The following is a 21,477-nucleotide window of genomic DNA, read 5'->3' on the forward strand; positions in this document are numbered from 1 at the left end:
CCGCAGCCGGGCCGTGGAGCGGGGCGGTGTCGGCCCGCGTCTCCCTGAGCACGGCGATTCGTTCGTTGAATCCCGTACCGGGTCCGCTCCGGGCGCGCTCCTGCCCGGGGGCCTGGGGCGCAAACCGAAAGGTGACGGGGGTCACGGGGAGGGGGGTGGGTGGTCGGTGGGCGTGGGACGCCGGACGTGACGGATCGCCAGGTCTGGGTGCGGCGCGGGGCGTCGGTCGGGGTGGGGCGTCGGTCGGGGTGGGGCGTTGGACGGGGTGGGGCGTTGGTCGTGCGTCGTCGGCCGTCGGTCGGGGTGGGTGTCGGTCGGGTGCGGCATGATCGGGGTGTGACGCCACGCCTGATGCTTCTCGACACCGCCTCCCTCTACTTCCGTGCCTACTTCGGTGTGCCGGACTCGGTCCGGGCCCCCGACGGCACCCCGGTCAACGCCGTGCGCGGACTGCTCGACTTCATCGCCCGGCTCGTACAGGACCACCGCCCCGACGAGCTGGTGGCCTGCTGGGACGCCGACTGGCGGCCGCAGTGGCGGGTGGACCTGATCCCGTCGTACAAGGCGCACCGGGTGGCGGTGGTGGCGGAGACGGGTCCGGACGAGGAGGAGATCCCGGACACGCTCTCGCCGCAGGTGCCGGTGATCGAGGCCGTCCTGGACGCCCTGGGCATCGCCAGGGTCGGCGCCGCCGGCTACGAGGCGGACGACGTCATCGGGACGCTGGCGGGGCGGGCGAAGGGCCCGGTGGACATCGTCACGGGAGACCGCGACCTCTTCCAGCTCGTCGACGACGAGCGCGGTGTGCGGGTGCTGTATCCGCGCAAGGGCGTGGGCGACTGTGATCTGGTCGACGGGGAGCTGATCCGTACGAAGTACGGGGTGCGGCCCGACCAGTACGCGGACTTCGCGGCGCTGCGCGGAGACGCGAGTGACGGGCTGCCCGGGGTGAAGGGCATCGGCGAGAAGACGGCCGCGCAGCTGATCACCGAGTACGGCGACCTGGCGGGCGTGCGCGCGGCCGCCGTCGACCGCACGTCCAAGCTGACACCGGCGAAACGGCGCGGGATCGTGGAAGCGGCGGCGTATCTCGACGTGGCCCCCACCGTCGTCCGGGTGGCCGGTGACGTATCGCTGCCGGACTTCGACCCGGCCCTGCCGAGCGGGCCGCGTGACCCGGCGGCGCTGCAGGCGCTGGTGGCTCGGTGGGGACTGGGCGGGGCGGTGGGCCGACTGCTGTCGGTGCTGGAGCGCTGACGGCGGCCGACGACTTCTGTCCCCGGGGGCCACGGGATGCTAGCTTAGGTAAACCTAAGTTGACCAAGCCAGGGAGACGGTCGTGGCAGAGCAGCCGGCGCGCAAGGCACCCAAGGCTCACGAGGCGCAGGTGGTGCGCACGGAGCGGATCACTCCGCACATGGTGCGGGTGGTGCTGGGCGGGAGCGGACTCGACGCGTTCGAGGTGGGTGACTACACCGACCACTACGTGAAGCTGCTCTTCGCCGCCGAGGGCGTCAGCTACCCGGAGCCGTTCGACATGGAGCGGATCCGCGAGGAGTTCCCGCGCGACCAGTGGCCCACCACCCGGACGTACACGGTACGGAACTGGGACCCGGTCCACCGCGAGCTGACCATCGACTTCGTGGTCCACGGCGACGAGGGCCTGGCCGGCCCGTGGGCGGCTCGGGCCCGCGCCGGCGAAACGATCCGCTTCCTGGGGCCGGGTGGCGGTTACGCGCCGGACCCGGCTGCCGACTGGCACCTTCTGGTGGGTGACGAGAGCGCGCTGCCGGCGATCGCGGTGGCGCTGGAACGGCTGCCGGAGGGCACGGCCGTACACGCGTTCCTGGAGATCGCGGACGCGGCGGAGGAGCAGAAGCTGGCGACGGCGGCGGGCGTGGAGGTCACCTGGCTCCACCGGGGCGACCGGGCGACGGGCGAGGCCCTGCTGGAGGCGGTGCGCGGCCTGGACTTCCCGCCGGGCGACGTCCACGCCTTCGTCCACGGCGAGGCGGGCTTCGTGAAGGAACTCCGCCGCCACCTGCGCCTGGAGCGGGCCATCCCGCGCGAGCGGCTCTCGATCTCGGGCTACTGGCGCGTGGGCAAGACGGACGAGGCCTGGCGCGCGATCAAGCGCGAATGGAACGACCAGGTGGAGCGGGAACAGGAGTCGTAGGCCGGCTGGGCAGGCGGGGCCGGTCGGGCGTCTGGGGGCCGGGGCCGAAGGTCGGGGCATCCGCGGGGCCCGGGCGCGGGTCGCGAGCGTCCGCAGGGCCGCGCGCGGTCGCGAGCGTCCGCAGGGCCGGGCGCGGGTCCGAGCATCCGGAGAGCCGGGCCGTGCGTCGGGAGTCCGGCTCGTACCAGCCGAGGGCTGCACCCGGTCGGCCGAAGGGCCAGGCCGAGGCCCGGCGCCTCCCGGTCGGCCGGAGGCTCAGGATGTGGCCCGGCACCTCTCGGTCAGCCGGAGGCCCGGGCCCCTGGGGTCCGCACAGCCACGAGTCCCCGCAGCCCGGCCGGCCGGAGGCCCAGCCGCCGCCCCGGGGAGGCGGTCGCCGCCCAAGGGGCGGCCCCGCACCCCCCGTCACACCTCTTCGCCGAAGACCCGGTCCGACGCGTCCACGTGCGCCAGCCTCCGTAGCGCCGCGAACATCGCGTCCCCCAGCATCGTCCCCACCACCACGCTCTCCACGAGCTCCTCCCGCCGCACATTCCGCGCCACGTACTCCAGGTCCGTCCGCGCCACCCGTTCCGCCGCCTCCGCGTACGCGTCGAGCACCTCCGCGAACCCGCCGTGGCCGACGTCCTCCAGTGCCGCCAGCGCCACGGCCAGCGCCTCCCCCGCCGGGCTGTCCGGACGTGTCCGCCAGCCGCGCCGCTCGACCAGCTCGGCCACCGACTTCCGGGCGGCCACGACACCTTCGCCCGGTTCCTCGGTGTAGCGCGGCACGACCCGGTCCGCCACCGCCCCCAGCACCTTGTGCACGGGCCGCTCCGTGTCGTCGATCGCCTCGACGACCTCGCGGATGCCGGCGACTGAGAGCCCTCCCACGTCCAGGAGCGCCCGGATCAGCCGCAGCCGCCGCTCGTGCGTCTCGTCGTACGACGCCTGGTTGGGGCTGGTCAACCGGCCGGCCGGCAGCAGCCCTTCCCGTACGTAGTACTTGATGGTCGCCACCGACACTCCCGTCCTGCGGCTCAACTCCCCGATACGCACAGTCGCGTTCACCTTTCCACCCTCGCCCAGGCCTTGCAGCCCCACCCCTCCATCATAGATAGTGGCGCTATCAGATAGCGGCGAGCGCCACTACCTATAGTTCACTCCGGGGGTTTCCATGTCCTTATCGATGCCGCGACTCCGCGAACTCCACCGGCCACTGGTCTGGTTCTCCGCCGCGATGGTCCTGACCGCCCTGATCTCGGCCGGCGGCCTGCTCTTCGACGACCGTGTCCTCGTCGGCGCGCCCATCTGGTACAAGCCGTTCAAGTTCGCCGTGTCCTTCGTCGCGTACTGCATGACGCTGGCCTGGATGATCTCCCTCCTCCCCCGCGCCCGCCGGGCCGCCTGGTGGGCGGGCACCGTGGTGGCCGTGGCGAGCGCCGCGGAGATGGTGCTCATCGTCGGGCAGGTGATCCGCGGCAGGCAGAGCCACTTCAACAACGAGACCGCCTTCGACGCGGCCGTCTTCCAGGCGATGGGCATCACCATCGTCTTCCTCTGGCTCGCCGCCCTGATGATCGCGGTACTGCTGCTGCGGGCCCGGATCCTGGACCGCGCCACCGCCTGGTCCGTACGCCTCGGCTCCCTGATCGCCCTCGCGGGCGCGGCCATCGGCTTCCTGATGGTCCGGCCCACCCCCGAGCAGCTCGCGTCGGGCGACGACGCGGGGATCGTCGGCGCCCACAGCGTCGGCGTCCCGGACGGCGGTCCGTCGATGGCGGTGACCGGCTGGTCCTCGACCGGCGGTGATCTGCGTGTCGCCCACTTCTTCGGCATGCACGCCCTTCAGGCGATCCCTCTGCTCCTACTCGTCCTGGTGGCCCTCGCCCCGCGCTTCGCCAGCCTGCGTGACGAGCGGGTACGCCTGCGGCTGACGCTCGGGGCCTCGGGTACGTACGCGGCGGTGTTCGTCCTCCTCACCTGGCAGGCGTTGCGGGGTCAGGCCCTCCTCGACCCCGACGGCACCACGCTCGCCGCGGCAGGCACCCTCGCCCTCCTGGCGGCGGTGGGCACGGGAGCGGCCTTGCGGACCCCGTCACGTACCGCGCCTTCCCGCGCCGACCAGGATGTCGCGGCATGACCGGCTTCCTCTTCGAGCTGTCGTTCCTGCTCGCCGCTCCTGTCTGGTTGCTCATGATCTTCGCGCCGGGATGGCGGGGCACCGAGCGGATCGCGGCCTCGCCGCTGACCGTCGTACCGATCCTGGCGGTCTATCTGGCGATGGCGATCCCGGTCTTCCCGGAGCTGTGGACCGCGGTCAGCGGTCCGGACATCGACACCTTCCGGGATCTGACGGCGCTGGCGAACGGTGCCGGGGCGATCTGGGCGCAGGTCATCGCCTGGGACCTGCTGCTCGGCCAATGGATGTACCGGGAGGCGCGCCGCCTCCGGCTCTCGCCGCTGCTGACGGGCCCGCTGCTGGTGCTGACGATCCTTCTTTCACCGATCGGGCTCCTGGTGTTCCTCGCCCTGCGCGCCACGAGGAAGCCATCTCCCGTAGCTCCGCAGGGAGTTCATCCCTCACCGGACGCGGCGGTGTGACGAACCCCTTATGGGCCGAGGGCGGGTGCGGCCGGCCACCCGCCCGCCCCCGACGACGTGGCCCCGGGCCCCGCTCCGAGCGTCGGCGTTGCTAGCGGGCGTCCGTGGCTCGTCGGCGCGGGCGGGTTCTGGCCGTGGCGTGGAGGTCGCGGTCCGGTTGGAGGGTCAGGCTGGGTACGGGGCGTATCTCGCCCGGGTCGACCGTGAGGGTGAAGCGGCGGGCCAGGACGGCGAGAACGAGGACGGCTTCGACCATCGCGAAGCGGGTGCCGAGGCAGACGCGGGGGCCGCCGCCGAAGGGGAACCAGGCGTACTCGGGTATCTCCTCGGGCGGTTCGTTCCCGGCACTGCCGGGCGTGTGCCAGCGTTCGGGACGGAACTCCTCCGGGTCCGTGAACCAGCGGCCGTCGCGGTGGGTGGCCCACTGGCTGCTCCACACCCGTGTGCCCGGGGGTATCGGTGTCCCTCCGAGGCTGGCGCCGTCCTTGGCGATGCCGGTGATGAGCCAGATCGTGGGGTAGAGCCGCAGCGTCTCCTTGACGACCGCCTGCGTGTAGGTCAGTCGGGAGTAGTCGTCGAAGCCCGGCTCGTGGTCGCCGAGGACTCGGTCGAGCTCCTCGGTGAGTGCGTCGCGGACCCGTGGATGGCGCGAGAGGAGGTACCAGGCCCAGACCAGGGTGGAGCTGGTGGTCTCGTGCCCGCCGATGTAGAGGGTGACGGTCTCGTCGCGGATCTCCCGGTCGGAGAGGCGGGCGCCGGTCTCGTCCCGGGCGGCGAGGAGGCGGCTGAGGAGGTCGGGCCGTTCGCTGTCGCCCTCGCGGTGACGGGCGACGACCCGGGCGACTTCGGTGTCGATGACGGCGGTGGCTCGCGTGACGCGGGCGCGGCCGGGGGTGGGCACCCAGTCCGGGAGCAGGGCTCCGATGCCGCTGAACTCGGCGCCGATCTCCTTCTGTGCGACATCCATGGCGCGGCCGATGGCTTCGGTGTCGGCTGCGGTGTCGGCGCCGAAGATGGTGCGGACGGCGATGAGTTGGGTGAGGGCGGTCATCTCCTTCTTGATGTCGACGCGCTGTCCGTCGGTCCAGCGGTCGGCGAGGGCGACGGCGCATTCGGCCATGGTGGCGGCGTAGGAGCGTACTTGCCGGGGCCGGACGGACGGCTGGACGAGGGAGCGCTTGCGGCGCCAGTCGGCGCCTTTGGCGACGACCACGCCGTTGCCGAGGAGGGTGCGGAAGGCGATGCCGAGGTCGGGCTGGTCGAAGGTCCGCTCGACTTCGGTGAGGAGTTCCCCGATGGTGTCGGGGTGGGCGATGAAGAGGGCGGGGCTGCGACCGAATCGCCAGCTCACGAGGTCTCCGCGGGCGCGGAGGCGCTCGAAGAAGGCCAGGGGGTCCTTGCCGAATTCCGGAAGGTTTCCCAGGAGCGGCATGCCTCGTGGTCCCGGCACGATCTTCTGTCCGGCCGCTGTGCTCTCGACGGTGGTCGGACGGGCTTGCGTGGTCACGCGCGTTTCCCCCCAGCGGTGTCGCCCGGTGTGTGACTCCATGGAATCGGAGAGCCGCGACACTCCGCCACCCCTGTGGACAACCGCCTGTGGACAAGCAAGGCGAAGGGCCCGTGGTGTCGACCACGGGCCCCTCTCCGCGCTGGTGTCACATGCTCCGTCAGCCGACCGAGCTGTAGGCGACGACGCCTCTCAGGAGCGAGTCCACGGCCTTGCGCGCATTCTTGGCGACCGTGCTGTTCTCCTTGGGCGCCGCCGCGGCGATCTGCCCGAGGACGTCGATGACCTGCTTGCACCAGCGGACGAAGTCGCCGGCGGGCATCTCGGCCTCGCGCAGGACTTCGTCGAGTCCCCTGTCGGAGGCCCACTGGTGGGCGGCCCAGGCGAACCCGAGGTCGGGTTCGCGCTGCCCGACCCCCTCCGCCTGGTTGATCTTGAACTCTTCTTCCAGTGCGTCGAGCCGCCCCCAGATCCGCACCATCTCGCCGAGCGCGGCCTTGGCCTTGCCGGTGGGCAGCTTCGGCGGTACGGCGTCGTCGGCCTGCCGTGCTTCGTACACCAACGCCGAGACGCAGGCGGCGAGTTCGGCCGGGTTGAGGCCTTCCCAGACGCCTTCGCGGAGGCATTCGCTGGCGAGCAGGTCGAGTTCGCCGTAGAGCCGGGCGAGCCGCTTGCCGTTGTCGGTGACGTCGTCGCCGCGGAGGTAGTCGAGTTCGGTGAGGAGGGCGACGATCCGGTCGAAGGTGCGCGCGATGGTGTTCGTACGGCCTTCGATGCGCCGTTCCAGCTGGCGGGTGTCACGCTGGAGGCGGTGGTAGCGCTCGGCCCAACGGGCGTGGTCCTCGCGCTCGTCGCAGCCGTGGCAGGGGTGGGCGCGGAGCTCGCTGCGGAGACGGGCGATCTCGCGGTCGTCGGCGGCGGCGGAGCGCTGCTTGCGCTGCCGCTCGGGGTTGATGTGTCCGGCCTTGGTGCGCAGGGCGGAGGCGAGGTCGCGACGGGACTGCGGGGAGCGCGGGTTGAAGGACTTGGGGATCCTCATGCGTTCCAGTGCTTCCACCGGGATCGGGAAGTCGATCGACGCGAGCCGCTTGACCTGACGTTCGGCGGTGAGGACGAGAGGACGGGGCCCGTCGTGGTGCTCGAAGCCGCGATGGCCGTTGGTCCGGCCCGCCGGGATGCCGGGGTCCAGGACGAGCGCGAGTCCGGCGAACTTGCCGGTGGGAACGTGGATGACATCGCCCGGCTTGAGTCGCTCCAGAGAGGCGGCGGCCTGGGCACGGCGCTGTGCGGCGCCCTGCTTGGCCAGTTCCGTCTCGCGGTCCTTCAGTTCACGGCGGAGCCGTGCGTACTCCTCGAAGTCTCCGAGGTGGCAGGTCATGCCTTCGCGGTAGCCCGTCAGGCCCTCTTCGTTCTTCTGGACCTGGCGGGAGATGCCGACGACGGACCGGTCGGCCTGGAACTGCGCGAAGGACGTCTCGAGCAGTTCGCGGGAGCGGTGCCGTCCGAACTGGTCGACGAGGTTGACGGCCATGTTGTAGGACGGCTTGAAGCTGGAGCGGAGCGGGTACGTGCGGGTGCCGGCGAGTCCGGCGAGGTGGCCGGGGTCGAGGCCGCGCTGCCACAGGACGACGGCGTGGCCCTCGATGTCGATGCCTCGGCGGCCCGCACGACCGGTGAGCTGGGTGTACTCGCCGGGGGTGATGTCGGCGTGCTGTTCGCCGTTCCACTTGACGAGCTTTTCCAGGACGACGGAGCGCGCGGGCATGTTGATGCCGAGAGCCAGGGTCTCGGTGGCGAAGACGGCCTTGACGAGGCCGCGGACGAAGAGCTCTTCGACGACTTCCTTGAAGGTCGGGAGCATCCCGGCGTGGTGCGCGGCGATGCCGCGTTCCAGGGCTTCCAGCCATTCGTAGTAGCCGAGGACGTTGAGGTCTTCGGTGGGGATGGAGGCGGTGCGCTCCTCGACGATCTCGCGGACGCGTGCGCGGGCCTCGTCGTCGTTGAGCCGCAGTCCGGCGTAGAGGCACTGCTGGACGGCGGCTTCGCAGCCGGCGCGGCTGAAGATGAAGGTGATGGCGGGCAGGAGTCCCTCGGCGTCGAGCCGGTCGATGACCTCGGGCCGTCCGGGCGTCCAGATGCGGGAGCGCTGGCGGCGCTCGCGCTCACGGTCGGCCTCGCGGATCATCTTGCCGCGGCGCCGGTCGCGCGGGTTGTACGTGCGGGAGTTCTCGGTGTGGGCGAGGCGGAGCAGATCGGGGTTGACCTCGCGGCGGGAGGCGCCGCGGCCGCCGTGGTCGGTCTCCTCCTCGAAGAGGTCGTACATCCGGCGGCCGGCGAGGACGTGCTGCCAGAGGGGGACGGGGCGGCTCTCGGAGACGATGACCTCGGTGTCGCCGCGGACGGTGTCGAGCCAGTCGCCGAATTCCTCGGCGTTGGAGACGGTCGCGGAGAGTGAGACGAGCGTCACCGACTCCGGGAGGTGGATGATCACCTCTTCCCAGACGGCGCCGCGGAAGCGGTCGGAGAGGTAGTGCACCTCGTCCATGACGACATAGCCGAGGCCGGAGAGGGCCTGGGACCCCGCGTAGAGCATGTTGCGGAGGACTTCGGTGGTCATGACGATGATCGGGGCGTCACCGTTGACACTGTTGTCGCCGGTGAGGAGGCCGACCTTCCCGGGACCGTACCGCTTGACGAGGTCGGCGTACTTCTGGTTCGACAGCGCCTTGATGGGTGTCGTGTAGAAGCACTTGCGCCCTTGGAGAAGGGCGAGGTGGACGGCGAACTCGCCGACGATGGTCTTGCCCGAGCCCGTGGGCGCCGCGACGAGCACGCCCTTGCCCGTTTCGAGGGCCTGGCAGGCCTCGATCTGGAAGGGATCCAGATCGAACTCGTACATCTCGCGGAAGGGGGCCAGCGCGGTGGCCTGCTCGGCGTTGCGCATCCGGGCAGCTGCGTACGCTTCGGCTGGTGTGAGGTCCTCTGTCATCTTGCTGTCGAGCCTACCCGCCCCCTCTGACAGTGACGCGATCTTTAATGACCGGCTGTTCTCGGTGGGCGGGCGACCGGGCGAGGACACGCCCTCGCGGGTACACGACGCGCGGTGAGGGGGCCGGGCCGGACCATCAGGTGATGTCGTCGTAACCGCTCTGCCGGAGCGCGCGGGCGCCGTCCGGTGCGCCGGTGGCCTGTTCGGGCAGGGCGGGGGTGGCGCTGACCGGTTCGACGGCTCCGACGGCCTCGGGGGTGAGGTCGATGCTGGATGCTTCGTCGTCGTCGAGTGCGGCGTCGGGGTTGCTGCGGCTGCGGCGCCGATCGTTCAGCAGCGAGAAGCCGACGGCGGCGAAGTAGAGGACGGTGATCGGCCCGGCGAGGGCGATCATGCCGACGGGGTCGGTGGTGGGGGTGATGATGGCGCCGAAGACGAAGACGCCCATGATCACGGCGCGCCACCAGCCCGCCATGCGGCGCCCGGTGAGGACGCCGGTGAGGTTCAGCATCACCAGGATGAGGGGGAGCTCGAAGGCCAGGCCGAAGACGAGCACCATCCGCAGGGTGAAGTCGAGGACGTCACCGAGGGAGAGGATGTTCGCGGAGCCGCCGGGCGTGAGGCTGATGAGCACCTTGACGCTGATGGGGAGGATGAGGTACGCGAGGTAGGCGCCGGCCGAGAACAGCGGGACCGCGGCGCCGACGAAGGCGTAGGTGTACTTCTTCTCGTTCTTGTGCAGGCCGGGCGCGATGAAGGCCCACAGCTGGTAGAGCCAGATCGGGCTCGCGACGACGAGGCCGGTCACGAGGCTGACCTGGATCGTCGTGCTGAAGGGGGCGATCAGCGTGTTGAAGGAGACGATCGCGCAGTTTCCACCGTCGCTCGTGACGTTGGGTCCGCACTTGGGCACGGACTTCGTCAGGAACTGCATCAGCTCCTCGCTGTACACGAGGGCCACGACGGTGACCGCGGCGACGGCCAGCAGGCCTTTCGCCATGCGGTTGCGAAGTTCACGCAGGTGTTCCACGAGGGGCATGCGACCCTCGGGATCCTTCTCCTGCTTGCGGGCAGACTTGAGCAACCCACGTCCTCATCTCGTGCGGCAGCCGCCGCTCGGTGCGGCGGCGGCGGACCGGTCAGCGCTTGGTGGTGTCCGACGGCTCGGTCACGGGACGCGAGCTGCTGACGTCGCCGGGCGCGGCCTGGATGGTGCGCGGTACGGCCTGGTCCGGGGTGCCGGGGTGGGGGGGGTCGGCGGGGGCGCTCTTCTGGTCGTCGGACTTCATCGCCTTGGCCTCGCTCTTGAGGATGCGGGCCGACTTGCCGAGCGAACGGGCCATGTCCGGGAGCTTCTTGGCGCCGAACAGCAGGATGATGACGACGAGGATGAGGATGATCTCGGTGGGGCCGAGCCTACCCATAGCTGTTTACCTTCTTCACCGAGGCGACATGGTGTGCGGTGCCCGGCGGGTCGGACATGCGTCCGGCCACCGCGCTGTCTGCGATCGTAACCCGCAGGAGTAAACGGGGGGCAATGCCTGTGCATACTCACGATTGCGGTCCGCACTCCTGTGCGAGGGTCGCTTTACGCAGCGTACGGCACGGGATCAGCGCAGCGCCTCGCCGGTGGCGGCCAGGTCGGCGGCGGCCTTTTCGAGGTCTTCGGCGGCGCGGTTGATGCGCTCGGCGGTGCCGGCGACCTGGCGGCCGAGCCGCTGCGCCTCCAGGAAGACCTTGATGCCGAGGACGCCGAGGACGGAGATCCCCAGGAATCCGAGTGCGATGGCGAGCATGGGCCAGAACATGGGGCGAGCCTAGGGGTTGTGGGGGTGCCGGTGCGTGCGGGACGGGCGCCGGGCCCGGCCGGTCGGACGGTCAGACGGTCGGTCGGTGGAGTTCAGGGCCAGGCGGTGGAGCTCAGAGTCAGCGGTGGAGTGCGGGGTCACACGGTGGAGTGCAGGCGCAGGGTGCGTACGCCGCCTCCGGTGAGGAGTTCGATGATCCGCTCGCCGGCGGGTTTGCGGACGGTGCTGCCGCACTCGGGGCAGGTGAAGGAGTAGAACGTGGTGCGGCGGCTGGCCCCGATCGCGAGGCGCAGGGCGCTCGCGGAGAGTTCGCAGCGGGAGCGGCAGTCGGGGCAGGCGGCCTTGAAGAGGACCGGCGCGATCGACGCTGTCATTCCGTGCATCACGGACATTTCCCTCATCTCTCTCGACTCCCGCGCTCGCGCGGTCTGTCGGCTCACAGAAGCAACAGCGTCGACTGCACGAGGAATGTCACATTGAATGTCACATTCCCCCTTACCCCCCTCGCTCCCCCGCTCGGAGGGGGGCCACTCCGGCGGGGTCACTCCACGCCGTCGTAGGCCGCCAGTGCGGCGGTCGCCGCCTCCCGCGCGCTTTCGGCGAGCTCGGCCGGGGAGACGATCCGCCCGTCGCTGCCCAGCCGCAGCGCGAGACGGCGCAGCGAGGCGGGCACGGGCGTCCGCAGCGTGATCCGCAGCCCTCCGTCGGCGAGCTCCTCGGCCCGGTCGTGCGGGTAGTACTCGGCCACCCACCGGCCGCCGGGACCGACCTCGACCACGACCTCCGGATCCTCCGCGGACGGCTGGACCAGCCCCTCGGAGAGATCACGCAGCTCGATCTCCGGCGGGGCCGCGTGCTCGTCGAGGATCCGGATCTCGGCGACGCGGTCGAGCCGGAACGTGCGGCGCGCCTCGGAGAGCCGGCACCAGGCCTCCATGTAGGTGTGGCCCACGGCGAACAGCCGGATCGGGTCGACCTCCCGCTCGGTCAGCTCGTCCCGCGCGGGTGAGTAGTAGCGCACCCAGAGCCGCCGGCGCTCGGAGATCGCCCGGTCGACCTCCGCGAAGACCCCGCCCTCGGACTCGAAGGTGACCGAGAGCCGGGAGCTGGCCCCGGCGGCCTCCCCGGCCGCGGCCTCCAGCTTGGCGGTGGCCCGCAGCAGCGCCTCACGGTCGCTCTCGCGCAGCCCCGGCAGCGTGGACACGGCGCGCGCGGCGACCAGCAGGGCGGTCGCCTCGTCGGCCGCGAGCCGCAGCGGCTCCGCGACGTCGTCCGGGTTGTGCCACCAGATCCGGTCACCGTCGGTGTCGATGTCGAGCAGATCGCCGCCCCGGAAGCTCGTGCCGCACATGGGCAGCACATCGAGGTCGGAGATCAGCTCGTCCTCGGTGATCCCGAAGGCGCGAGCCACGTCGGCGACATGGGCGCCGGGGCGTTCCCGCAGGTAGGTGACGAGGGAGAGCATCCGCCTCGTCTGGTCGATCGCGTTCGCGGCCATGCCGTACGTCTCCCCTTCAGCCCTTGGCCACGGCGCGCAGCCGGTCCACCACATCGGCCCGCAGGTCCGCGGGTTCCAGTACGACGACATCGGGGCCGAACTCGACCAGCCAGGCGTCGAGGCCGTGCCCGTACGGGATCTCCAGCTCGTCCCAGCCGTCCGCCCCTTCCCGTACCGACTGGGCGCGCGCCCGCAGCGGGTAGCCGCAGCCGGCGCGCAGCCGGATCCGGGCGGAACGGGTGGCGGTCTCGCCCGCCCAGCTCTCGACGGTCTCCCGGACGGTGACGACATCGGGCACGGGCGCGGTGAAGGCGCCGGCCCGGGAGCGCACCTTGCCGGTGATACGGGAGAGGCGGAAGACGCGCTCGGCGCCGCGGTCGCGGTCCCAGCCGGCCAGGTACCAGTGGCCGCGCCAGCACTCCAGCGTCCACGGTTCGACCTGGCGGGTCTCGGGGCGGGCGGCGGTGGCCTTGCGGTAGTCGAAGACGACGGGCCGCCGGTCGCGGCAGGCGAGCATCAGCGGCTCGAAGGCGGCCTCGTGGACCGGGATGCGCGGTTCGAGGGCGCTGTGCTGGATGTCGTACGAGTCCTCCGCCTCGGGCATGCCGGCGGCGCGGAGCTTCTGGAGGGCGCCGCTGGCGGCCCCGGCGAGGCGGGCCTGCTGCCAGACCTTGGCGGCGAGGCCGAGCGCGGCGGCCTCCTCGGCGTCGAGGGTGATCGGCGGGAGCCGGTTGGAGTCGCGGCGCGCGAGGTAGCCGGTCTCGCCCTCGAGGTTCTCGACGGTCTCGATCACCAGACCGAGTTCGCGCAGATCGTCCTTGTCGCGCTCGAACATCCGGTTGAAGGCGTCGTCTCCGCCCGCGTCGAGGTAGGCCTCGATGGAGCCGCGGAGCTCACGCTTGCTCAGCGGGCGGCGGGTTCCGAGCAGGCACAGCGCCAGATTCATCAGCCGCTCGGCCTTGGCAATCGCCATCGACGCCCTGCACCTCTTCTGCCGGATTGACTTCTCAGACGTCCGACCGTACCGCCCCGGGGTGTCGCGGCAAAAGCCGAGGGCCCATGCCGGACGGCATGGGCCCTCGTGGTGATCGTTTCCTTGTCAGAAACCGGTCACTTCGGGTCCGATCAGACCGCGACCAGGTCGCAGACGAAGATCAGGGTCTCGCCCGGGGCGATCTTGCCGCCGGCGCCGCGGTCCCCGTAGGCGAGGTGGGCGGGGATGATCAGCTGGCGGCGGCCGCCGACCTTCATGCCCTGCACGCCCTGGTCCCAGCCGGCGATGACCTGGCCGGCACCGAGCTGGAACCGCAGCGGGGTGCCACGGTTCCACGAGGAGTCGAACTCCTCGCCGGTGGAGAAGGAGACGCCCACGTAGTGGACGGAGACGGTGGCGCCGGCCTTGGCCTCCGGGCCGTCGCCCTCCCAGATGTCCTTGATCTCCAGGTCCTTCGGCGGCTCGCCGCCCGGGAAGTCGACCTCAGGCTTCTCGATGCTCACTGCAGTGTGCTCCTTGTAGCGTTGCGTACAACCGGGACAGTCTCACAGATGGGCGGTCAGACGGTGCCCAGGATGTCGACCGAGAAGACCAGCGTGTTCTTCGCCAGCTCACTGGACGGGTTGGCGCCGTAGCCGAGGGACGGCGGGATCACCAGGAGTACGCGGTCGCCGACGTTCTTGCCGACCAGGCCCTTGTCCCAGCCCTCCACGACGGAGCCGGAGCCGATCTGGAAGGCGGTGGCGCCGCCGTGGTCCCAGGAGGAGTCGAACTTCTTGCCGTCCTCCCACTTCACGCCGGTGTACTGGGCGATCAGGCCCTGACCCGCCTGGACCTTGGGCCCGGTGCCCTTGATGAGCACCTGCTCCTTGAGCGTGGTGGGGGCCTTCTCACCCTTCGGGACCGTGATCGTGGCGGCCGCCTGCGACGGGGCCTTCACCTCGGGCATCCCGGCCGCGGTCGGCGCCTGCTGCCCCTTGGCCTCGGCCTTCGGGTCCACGGAGGCCGCTGCGACCACGTCGACGACCCAGACCAGGGAGTCCTCCGCGGTCAGGCCGGACTGCGGGTTGAGGGTCTGCCCGATGAGGTCGCCCGCGGTGCCCTGCACGAGGACGCGGCTGCCGGCCTTGCGGTCCACGACGGCGTTCAGGATCTTCTCGGGCAGTTGCTGGCTCGGCTGGCCGACCCGCTCCACGGCCTGGCGGCGCGGTCCCTTGGCGCCGGGGGTCTGCTGGGTCCAGGTGCCGCCGAGCGACTCGGCGCCCTTCCACTTCTCGACGGTCCAGTCCAGCCGGACGAAGTCGCCCTTCTTGACCGTCGCGCCGTCACCTTCGGAGACGGTCTCGATCACCGTCTTGTCGGCGGGCTCCGCGTCCTTCGGGATGGAGATCTCGGGGGCGGCCCCGAACTTCCCCGTGACCTTGGCCACGTCGGCCTTCTGCGCGTCCGAGTCGGATCCGCAGGCGGCGGTGAACAGCAGGGCGGGTACCGCCACCAGGGCGGCGATACGGCTCTTCGTGTTGTAGTTCATCAGTCCAACTGGGAGTCGAGGCCATGGCAATGGGCCCCACTCTACGGTGCGCGCCAAGCGCCGTACGGGTTCCACGACACCCGAACGGAGGAGGGCGCGCGGTGACGGACGGGGCCGGCGGTCCGCGAGGTGCACCTCGCCGAGCGCCGGCCCCGTCCGTCGACGGCTCACCGGATCACATGCCGGCGATCAGCTTCTCCACCCGGTCGTCGACCGACCGGAAGGGGTCCTTGCACAACACCGTGCGCTGCGCCTGGTCGTTGAGCTTGAGGTGGACCCAGTCGACGGTGAAGTCCCGCCGCTGCTCCTGTGCGCGGCGGATGAAGTCGCCGCGCAACCGCGCCCTGGTGGTCTGCGGGGGCACGGACTTGCCCTCGAAGATCTTCAGGTCGTTGCAGATCCGGGCGGCCTGGCCCTTCTTCTCCAGGAGGTAGTAGAGCCCGCGCCGACGGTGGATGTCGTGGTACGCGAGGTCTATCTGGGCGACCCGGGGGTGCGACATGGTCATGTTGTTCTTGGCCCGGTACCGCTCGATGAGCTTGTACTTCATGACCCAGTCGATCTCAGTGCCGATACGGTCGAGGTCCTCGGCCTCGATGGCGTCCAGGGTCCGGCCCCAGAGCTCCAGGACCTGTGCGACCGTGCCCGTACGGATGCCGCGGCGGTCGACGAAGTCCGCCGCCTTCTCGTAGTACTCACGCTGGACCTCCAGGGCGGAGGCCTCGCGGCCGCTGGCGAGGCGGACCTTGCGCTGGCCGGTGATGTCGTGGCTGACCTCCCGGATCGCCCGGATGGGGTTCTCCAGCGTCAGGTCGCGCATGACCGTGCCCGCCTCGATCATGCGCAGTACGAGGTCGGTCGCGCCGACCTTGAGGAGCATGGTCGTCTCGGACATGTTCGAGTCACCGACGATGACGTGCAGACGGCGGTAGCGCTCGGCGTCCGCGTGCGGTTCGTCGCGGGTGTTGATGATCGGCCGCGAGCGGGTGGTCGCCGAACTGACGCCCTCCCAGATGTGCTCGGCGCGCTGCGAGACGCAGTAGACCGCGCCGCGCGGGGTCTGCAGCACCTTTCCGGCGCCGCAGATGAGCTGGCGGGTGACCAGGAACGGAATGAGGATGTCCGCGAGACGGGAGAACTCTCCGTGGCGGGCGACGAGATAGTTCTCGTGGCAGCCGTAGGAGTTTCCCGCCGAGTCGGTGTTGTTCTTGAAGAGATAGACGTCGCCGGCGATTCCCTCCTCGTGCAGGCGGCGTTCGGCGTCGACGAGCAGGCCTTCGAGAATGCGCTCGCCGGCCTTGTCGTGCGTGACCAGTTCGGTCACGTTGTCGCATTCGGGAGTTGCGTATTCCGGATGCGAGCCCACGTCGAGGTACAGACGGGCGCCGTTCCGCAGGAAGACATTGCTGCTGCGGCCCCATGACACGACACGGCGGAAGAGGTAGCGCGCCACTTCGTCAGGAGACAGTCGGCGCTGTCCCCTGAACGTGCACGTGACGCCGTACTCGTTCTCCAGCCCGAAAATGCGGCGGTCCATGTCTGAACATTACGCCTGATGGCCTGAGCTGAAACCGGGTTGGGCGGCCCCGTTTCGATCATTTTCCGATGAGTGCGTGTTCTTTTCGGTGTGGCCGGGGTCGGCGCTTCCGGCACTGACGGCGTGTCGCACACCGGGGCCGGGGACGGCGAGGACCCGTCCGGTGGCGAGCAGGACCAGCAGGGCCACGAGACCTCCCGCGCCGGCCACGGCGAAGCCCGCGGTGGTCCCGGCGAGTTCGACGGCGGGCCCGGCGACGGCCGAGCCGAGGGCCGCCCCCACGCCGAAGGTGGTGACGAGCCAGGAGAACGCCTCCGTGACGGTTCCGCGGGGCGCGTGCCGGTCGACCACGATGAAACCGCAGGCCAGTGCCGGTGCCAGGAAGACCCCGGAGAGGGCGGCGAGCCCCGTCATCGGGACCACACCGGGGGTGAGCATCAGTGGCAGGTACCCCAGCGCGAGCAGGCCGACCAGGACGCGCAGCCGCTTCTCGGGAGCGCCCGTCCACCGGCGGGCGCCGTAGAGGACACCGCCGACGAGGGCGCCGAGGCCCAGGGCGGCCATGATCCACCCGTAGGCGGACGCGTTGCCCCGGTCGTCGGCGTAGGCCAGACCGGCGACGGTGATGGAGCCGAGCGCGAGCCCTACGAAGAAGAACGAGCCGAGCAGGGCCAGCAGGCCGGGCGAGCGCAGGGCGCCGAGCCAATGAGCCTCGCGGGGATCCGAGCGCCACGCGCGCGAGGGTTCCGAAAGGACGACGGAGAGGGCGCCCAGGACGCCGAGGACGTTGATGACCAGGAGGGCGGCGGCCGGTGACCACAGCGCGACCAGGAGGGTCACGAGGAGGGGGCCGACGGTGAACATGACCTCCTGGGCGACCGCGTCCAGGGCGTAGGCCCGGTGGACCCGGTCCTCGCGGCCCAGGACGCTCGGCCACAGGGCCCGCAGCCCGCCTTCGAGGGGCGGGGTGAAGAGGCCCGCGACGACGATCGCGGCGTAGGCGAGGGCGATGTTGCCGATCCCCGCCAGGGCGAGGACCGCCATGCCGAGGGCGGAGACGATCGCCGCCGGCAGCTGCACCCGCGGCTGCCCCTTCAGGTCGACCGCGCGGCCGAGGAGCGGCTGGCCCACGGCGGTGGCCACACCGTAGGCCGCGACGAGACCTCCGGCGAGGCTGTAGCTGCCGCCCTCGGCGCGGGTGAAGACCACCGCCGCGATCGGGCCGGTGCCGTTGGGCAGCCGGCCGACCAGGGTGCCGGTGAGGAGCCGCAGGGCGTGCGGCGCCCCGAGGATGTCGCGATAGCCGCCGCTCGCCGTGGCCTCGGTGGCCATGTCGGTCTCCTCTCCCCCGGCGTCACGCCCGAGGTTTTACGTATAACGTACCGCGTCATACGTACCATGGCTCCAGCCCGCGGGTCCACCCCCGCGAGAACGGACCGTCCCTCGCGGAGGCATGAGTGCACACCCCGGAGCAGACCCCGGAACACGCCCCGGAACCGTCCGGCGGAACGCGGCCCACCAGCCGGGACGTCGCCCGCGCCGCCGGAGTGTCGCAGGCCACCGTCTCCCTGGTCCTCGGCGACAAATGGCGCGGACGGGTCTCCGAACGCACCGCGGATTCCGTACGCGAAGCTGCCCGCGGCCTCGGCTACCGCCCCAACCTCGCCGCCCGCAACCTCCGGCTCGGCAGCACCCGGACCGCGCTGCTCGTCGTCCCGGCGCTCACCAACGAGTTCTTCGCCCGCGTCTACACCGGCGCCGCATCCGTCGCCGCCCGGCACGGCTTCGGCGTGGTCCTCTACCCCTCCCCCGAAGGCGTCGGCCCGGCCAGGGACCCCTTCGCCTCCGCCCGCGCGGCCCTCGACGGCGTCATCGCCTCCTCCATGGCGGCCGTCGCCCTCGAAGCCTTCCGCGGCACGGACCTGCCGCTGGTGATGCTGGACAGCGACCCCGCCGACACCGGCGCCGCCGCACACGTCAACCTCGACATCGCCGACGGCATGCGCCAGGTGACCGGGCACCTGCTCTCCCTCGGACACCGCCGGTTCGTCCACCTCGCCTCGGCGGTGCCCTCCTGGACCTTCGACGTACGCGGCGCGGCCCTGGCCGACGCGCTGCGCGAGGTGTCCGTACGCACCGTCCGCGCGCCGCTCGACGTCGACGGCGCCCGCACCGCCGCCGAAAAGGCCCTCACAGGTCCGGGCGCGAGGCCGACCGCGATCGTCTGCGACGACGACATCCTGGCCGCCGGTGCCTGCAAGGCGGCCCGGCGGCTCGGCCTGAGGGTTCCCGAGGACGTCTCGGTCACCGGCTTCGACGACCTCGCCCTCGCGACCGCCGTCGAACCGGAGCTCACGACCGTCCGCCTCCCCGCCGAACGCATCGGCGAGCGCGGTATGGCGGCCCTCCTCGCCGTCCTCGCCGGCCGGCCTCCCGAGCCCGGCGACCTCCCAGTGACCCTGATGGCCCGGGGCTCCTCCGGCCCTCCCCCCGCCGCCTGACCGGTCGGGCACACATCGGCCCCGGTCCGCGAGCGCGGGCCGGGGCCGTCGTACGGGCTCGACGAAGGGGTTACTCCTCCGTGTCCTCCGGGATCTCGTCCGACGGTTCGTCGGTCTTGGCGATCGCAGCGTTGTCCGCCTCCAGCAGGCGGACCAGCTGCCGTCCGACGATCCGCTTGAACTTCCGCTGCTGCGGGCGCGTGCGGTCCAGGACCGCCACCTCCAGCCGCTCCGCGGGAATCTCCCGCTCACTGCCGTTGGTGTCCCGGGACAGCGCCTGGACCGCCAGCTTCAGCGCCTCGGCCAGGGACATCCCGTCACGGTGGCGCTGGTCCAGGAAGCTGCCGATCTGCTCGGCGTTGCCACCGACCGCGACCGAGCCGTGCTCGTCCACGATCGAACCGTCATGGGGCAGACGGTAGATCTGGTCGCCCTCGGGCTCCGTGCCCACCTCGGCGACGACCAGCTCCACCTCGTACGGCTTCTCCCCCGCGCTGGAGAAGATCGTGCCCAGCGTCTGGGCGTAGACGTTGGCGAGGCCCCGGGCGGTCACATCGCCCCGGTCGTAGGTGTAGCCCCGCAGATCGGCGTAGCGCACACCGCCGATACGGAGGTTCTCGTACTCGTTGTACTTGCCGGCCGCGGCGAAGCCGATGCGGTCGTAGATCTCGCTGAACTTGTGCAGCGCACGGGACGGGTTCTCGCCGACGAAGACGATCCCGTCGGTGTACTGGAGGACGACCAGGCTGCGGCCGCGGGCGATGCCCTTGCGGGCGTACTCCGCCCGGTCGGCCATGGCCTGCTGGGGTGAGACGTAGAACGGAGTCGACACCGGCTATCCGTCCCTTTCTTCTGGGATTCTGCGGACGAGGAGAGGTCAGAGCAGCTCGGCGCGCGGCCCGTCGGGCTGCACCAGGCGCCGATCGGTGACCGAGCGGGCGAGCGCCGAGGACTCCGCCTCGGTGAGCCTGCGGAAGCCCTCGTCGGTGATGACGGTGACGATGGGATAGATCTTGCGGTACAGATCCGGACCGCCGGTCGCCGAGTCGTCGTCGGCCGCGTCGTACAGCGCCTGGACGACCAGCGTGGTGGCCTGCTCCTCCGTCAGGTCGGGACGGTAGAGCTTCTTCATGGAACCCCGGGCGAAGATCGAACCGGAGCCGGTGGCCGCGAAGCCGTGCTCCTCCGAGCGGCCGCCCGTCACGTCGTAGGAGAAGATCCGGCCCTTCTCCTTGCCCTCGTCCCAGCCCGCGAACAGCGGGACGACGGCGAGGCCCTGCATGGCCATGCCGAGATTGCCGCGGATCATGGTGGAGAGGCGGTTGGCCTTGCCCTCGAGGGAGAGGGTCGTGCCCTCCACCTTCTCGAAGTGCTCGAGCTCCAGCTGGAACAGCTTGACCATCTCCACGGCGAGCCCGGCCGTGCCGGCGATGCCGACGGCCGAGAACTCGTCGGCCGGGAAGACCTTCTCGATGTCGCGCTGCGCGATCATGTTCCCCATGGTCGCGCGCCGGTCACCGGCGAGCACGACCCCGCCGGGGAACGTGACGGCCACGATCGTGGTGCCGTGCGGGGCCTCGACGATCCCGTCCGGCAGCGTGCGGTTGCGTGGGAGGAGCTCCGGCGAGTGATCGGAGAGGAAGTCCATGAACGAGGACGATCCCGGCGTCAGGAAGGCAGCTGGTAGACGCCCGGTGCTACGAGTGTTGGCTTCCACGCGTGTCCCTCCAAGTATGAGACGGCCCGACACAGAGAGTCGGGAACGTCTCCCCACATGCCGTTGGCCGATTTGCAGTTGAAGCACAGTACGCCACGGACCCTACCCGCCATGTGACGGTGATCAACATGATCGGACCGGGCAGCCGCGGGCTTCGTCGGCTCCGGTGATTCCCCCCATGAGCCCCAGGGACGTGGAGCGGCCCACCGGAACGAAGGCCGCGCGCGGGCGTTCTCAGCCGCACCGCGCGCGATCCCCGTGACGTCCGTCCGCCGACCAGCCCCCACCTTCGATTCGAAGGTGGATCGCTCTTACTGTCCGCCCTTTTGCACGAAGGACCGGACGAAGTCCTCGGCGTTCTCCTCAAGGACGTCGTCGATCTCGTCCAGTACCGAGTCGACGTCGTCGCTCAGCTTCTCCTGGCGCTCCTTGAGGTCGGAGCTTTCCTCGGTGGCGGTCTCCTCGACCTCCTCCGTGGAACGCGTCGCCTTCTGCTGTCCGCCGCCGGTGTCCTTGGTCGCCATATCCTCACCCCGCTCGAATCGGCCCGCTCGGTTGGGTCTCTCAAGATCAGACCCTACAAGGCGGGTCTGACATCGGCCCCGCAGTCGCTACAACGTCCGGGCACCACTTCCA

The 21,477-nt window shown here is 70.9% G+C and carries 21 protein-coding genes and 1 pseudogene; 5 read left to right on the top strand and 17 right to left on the bottom strand.

Annotated elements, in window-relative coordinates:
• Positions 1-351 precede the first annotated feature (351 nt).
• Positions 352-1,257 carry a 5'-3' exonuclease H3TH domain-containing protein gene (locus ACIRB4_RS13830; RefSeq protein ID WP_403291227.1) on the top strand — a complete coding sequence of 302 codons (906 nt, stop codon included), beginning with the start codon at positions 352-354 and terminating at the stop codon, positions 1,255-1,257.
• Positions 1,258-1,339: 82 nt separating this feature from the next.
• A complete protein-coding gene (locus tag ACIRB4_RS13835) occupies positions 1,340-2,176 on the top strand; it encodes a siderophore-interacting protein (protein WP_403290936.1) in 837 nt (278 codons plus the stop codon).
• Positions 2,177-2,581: 405 nt separating this feature from the next.
• Here the strand turns inward: ACIRB4_RS13835 and ACIRB4_RS13840 are convergent, their stop codons facing one another.
• Positions 2,582-3,214 carry a MerR family transcriptional regulator gene (locus tag ACIRB4_RS13840; RefSeq protein ID WP_403291229.1) on the bottom strand — a complete coding sequence of 211 codons (633 nt, stop codon included), beginning with the start codon at positions 3,212-3,214 and terminating at the stop codon, positions 2,582-2,584.
• A 130-nt stretch (positions 3,215-3,344) separates the two neighbouring features.
• Here ACIRB4_RS13840 and ACIRB4_RS13845 point away from each other — a divergent pair, with 130 nt between their 5' ends.
• Complete coding sequence (locus tag ACIRB4_RS13845) at positions 3,345-4,298, top strand: hypothetical protein (protein WP_403290938.1); 954 nt, start codon at positions 3,345-3,347, stop codon at positions 4,296-4,298.
• Positions 4,295-4,759 (top strand): ABA4-like family protein, encoded by a 465-nt coding sequence (locus ACIRB4_RS13850; protein ID WP_403290940.1) that lies wholly within the window; start codon positions 4,295-4,297, stop codon positions 4,757-4,759. The genes ACIRB4_RS13845 and ACIRB4_RS13850 overlap by 4 nt, the downstream gene beginning before the upstream one ends.
• A gap of 91 nt (positions 4,760-4,850) precedes the next feature.
• Here the strand turns inward: ACIRB4_RS13850 and ACIRB4_RS13855 are convergent, their stop codons facing one another.
• The 12 genes from ACIRB4_RS13855 to ACIRB4_RS13910 form a co-directional block, all read right to left on the bottom strand.
• Positions 4,851-6,266, bottom strand: coding sequence for a cytochrome P450 (locus tag ACIRB4_RS13855; protein WP_403290943.1), 1,416 nt, complete (start codon positions 6,264-6,266; stop codon positions 4,851-4,853).
• 160 nt (positions 6,267-6,426) lie between these two features.
• A complete protein-coding gene (locus ACIRB4_RS13860; RefSeq protein ID WP_403290945.1) occupies positions 6,427-9,255 on the bottom strand; it encodes a DEAD/DEAH box helicase in 2,829 nt (942 codons plus the stop codon).
• Between the two features lie 136 nt (positions 9,256-9,391).
• A complete protein-coding gene (tatC, locus tag ACIRB4_RS13865) occupies positions 9,392-10,294 on the bottom strand; it encodes a twin-arginine translocase subunit TatC (protein WP_403290947.1) in 903 nt (300 codons plus the stop codon).
• 100 nt (positions 10,295-10,394) lie between these two features.
• Complete coding sequence (tatA, locus tag ACIRB4_RS13870; RefSeq protein ID WP_403290949.1) at positions 10,395-10,679, bottom strand: Sec-independent protein translocase subunit TatA; 285 nt, start codon at positions 10,677-10,679, stop codon at positions 10,395-10,397.
• Positions 10,680-10,865: 186 nt separating this feature from the next.
• The gene (locus tag ACIRB4_RS13875) at positions 10,866-11,063 is read right to left on the bottom strand and encodes a hypothetical protein (protein ID WP_403290950.1); all 198 of its coding nucleotides are present in this window, start codon (positions 11,061-11,063) and stop codon (positions 10,866-10,868) included.
• 137 nt (positions 11,064-11,200) lie between these two features.
• Positions 11,201-11,464 (bottom strand): hypothetical protein, encoded by a 264-nt coding sequence (locus ACIRB4_RS13880; protein ID WP_356895589.1) that lies wholly within the window; start codon positions 11,462-11,464, stop codon positions 11,201-11,203.
• A gap of 140 nt (positions 11,465-11,604) precedes the next feature.
• Positions 11,605-12,561 (bottom strand): helix-turn-helix transcriptional regulator, encoded by a 957-nt coding sequence (locus tag ACIRB4_RS13885; protein WP_403290953.1) that lies wholly within the window; start codon positions 12,559-12,561, stop codon positions 11,605-11,607.
• Between the two features lie 16 nt (positions 12,562-12,577).
• Entirely contained in the window at positions 12,578-13,534 is a 957-nt protein-coding gene (locus ACIRB4_RS13890) for a helix-turn-helix transcriptional regulator (protein ID WP_403290955.1), read from the bottom strand.
• Positions 13,535-13,686: 152 nt separating this feature from the next.
• Positions 13,687-14,058 (bottom strand): FKBP-type peptidyl-prolyl cis-trans isomerase, encoded by a 372-nt coding sequence (locus ACIRB4_RS13895; protein WP_403290958.1) that lies wholly within the window; start codon positions 14,056-14,058, stop codon positions 13,687-13,689.
• Positions 14,059-14,114: 56 nt separating this feature from the next.
• Positions 14,115-15,086 (bottom strand): FKBP-type peptidyl-prolyl cis-trans isomerase, encoded by a 972-nt coding sequence (locus ACIRB4_RS13900; protein WP_403290960.1) that lies wholly within the window; start codon positions 15,084-15,086, stop codon positions 14,115-14,117.
• Between the two features lie 175 nt (positions 15,087-15,261).
• A complete protein-coding gene (pafA, locus tag ACIRB4_RS13905) occupies positions 15,262-16,623 on the bottom strand; it encodes a Pup--protein ligase (RefSeq protein ID WP_158985679.1) in 1,362 nt (453 codons plus the stop codon).
• 9 nt (positions 16,624-16,632) lie between these two features.
• Complete coding sequence (locus tag ACIRB4_RS13910; protein ID WP_403290963.1) at positions 16,633-17,955, bottom strand: MFS transporter; 1,323 nt, start codon at positions 17,953-17,955, stop codon at positions 16,633-16,635.
• A gap of 125 nt (positions 17,956-18,080) precedes the next feature.
• Between ACIRB4_RS13910 and ACIRB4_RS13915 the strand changes: the two genes are divergently transcribed.
• Positions 18,081-19,124: a LacI family DNA-binding transcriptional regulator gene (locus ACIRB4_RS13915; protein ID WP_403290966.1), complete on the top strand. Its 1,044-nt coding sequence runs from the start codon at positions 18,081-18,083 to the stop codon at positions 19,122-19,124.
• A gap of 70 nt (positions 19,125-19,194) precedes the next feature.
• On the opposite strand, the gene prcA is transcribed toward ACIRB4_RS13915, so the two are convergent.
• The 4 genes and pseudogenes from prcA to ACIRB4_RS13935 form a co-directional block, all read right to left on the bottom strand.
• Positions 19,195-19,956: a proteasome subunit alpha gene (prcA, locus tag ACIRB4_RS13920; RefSeq protein ID WP_403290969.1), complete on the bottom strand. Its 762-nt coding sequence runs from the start codon at positions 19,954-19,956 to the stop codon at positions 19,195-19,197.
• Between the two features lie 45 nt (positions 19,957-20,001).
• Positions 20,002-20,841, bottom strand: coding sequence for a proteasome subunit beta (gene prcB / locus ACIRB4_RS13925; RefSeq protein ID WP_403290972.1), 840 nt, complete (start codon positions 20,839-20,841; stop codon positions 20,002-20,004).
• Positions 20,793-20,984 (bottom strand): annotated as a pseudogene (locus ACIRB4_RS13930) (endonuclease domain-containing protein); the annotation flags it as partial. The gene prcB and the pseudogene ACIRB4_RS13930, both read right to left, overlap by 49 nt.
• Before the next feature lie 168 nt (positions 20,985-21,152).
• On the bottom strand, positions 21,153-21,365 hold the full coding sequence (locus ACIRB4_RS13935; protein WP_356896980.1) for a ubiquitin-like protein Pup: 213 nt from the start codon (positions 21,363-21,365) through the stop codon (positions 21,153-21,155).
• Positions 21,366-21,477 lie beyond the last annotated feature (112 nt).

Origin of the sequence: Streptomyces sp. NPDC093600, from assembly GCF_044764755.1 — a bacterium.
In the GTDB taxonomy this organism is placed as follows: Bacteria; Actinomycetota; Actinomycetes; order Streptomycetales; family Streptomycetaceae; genus Streptomyces.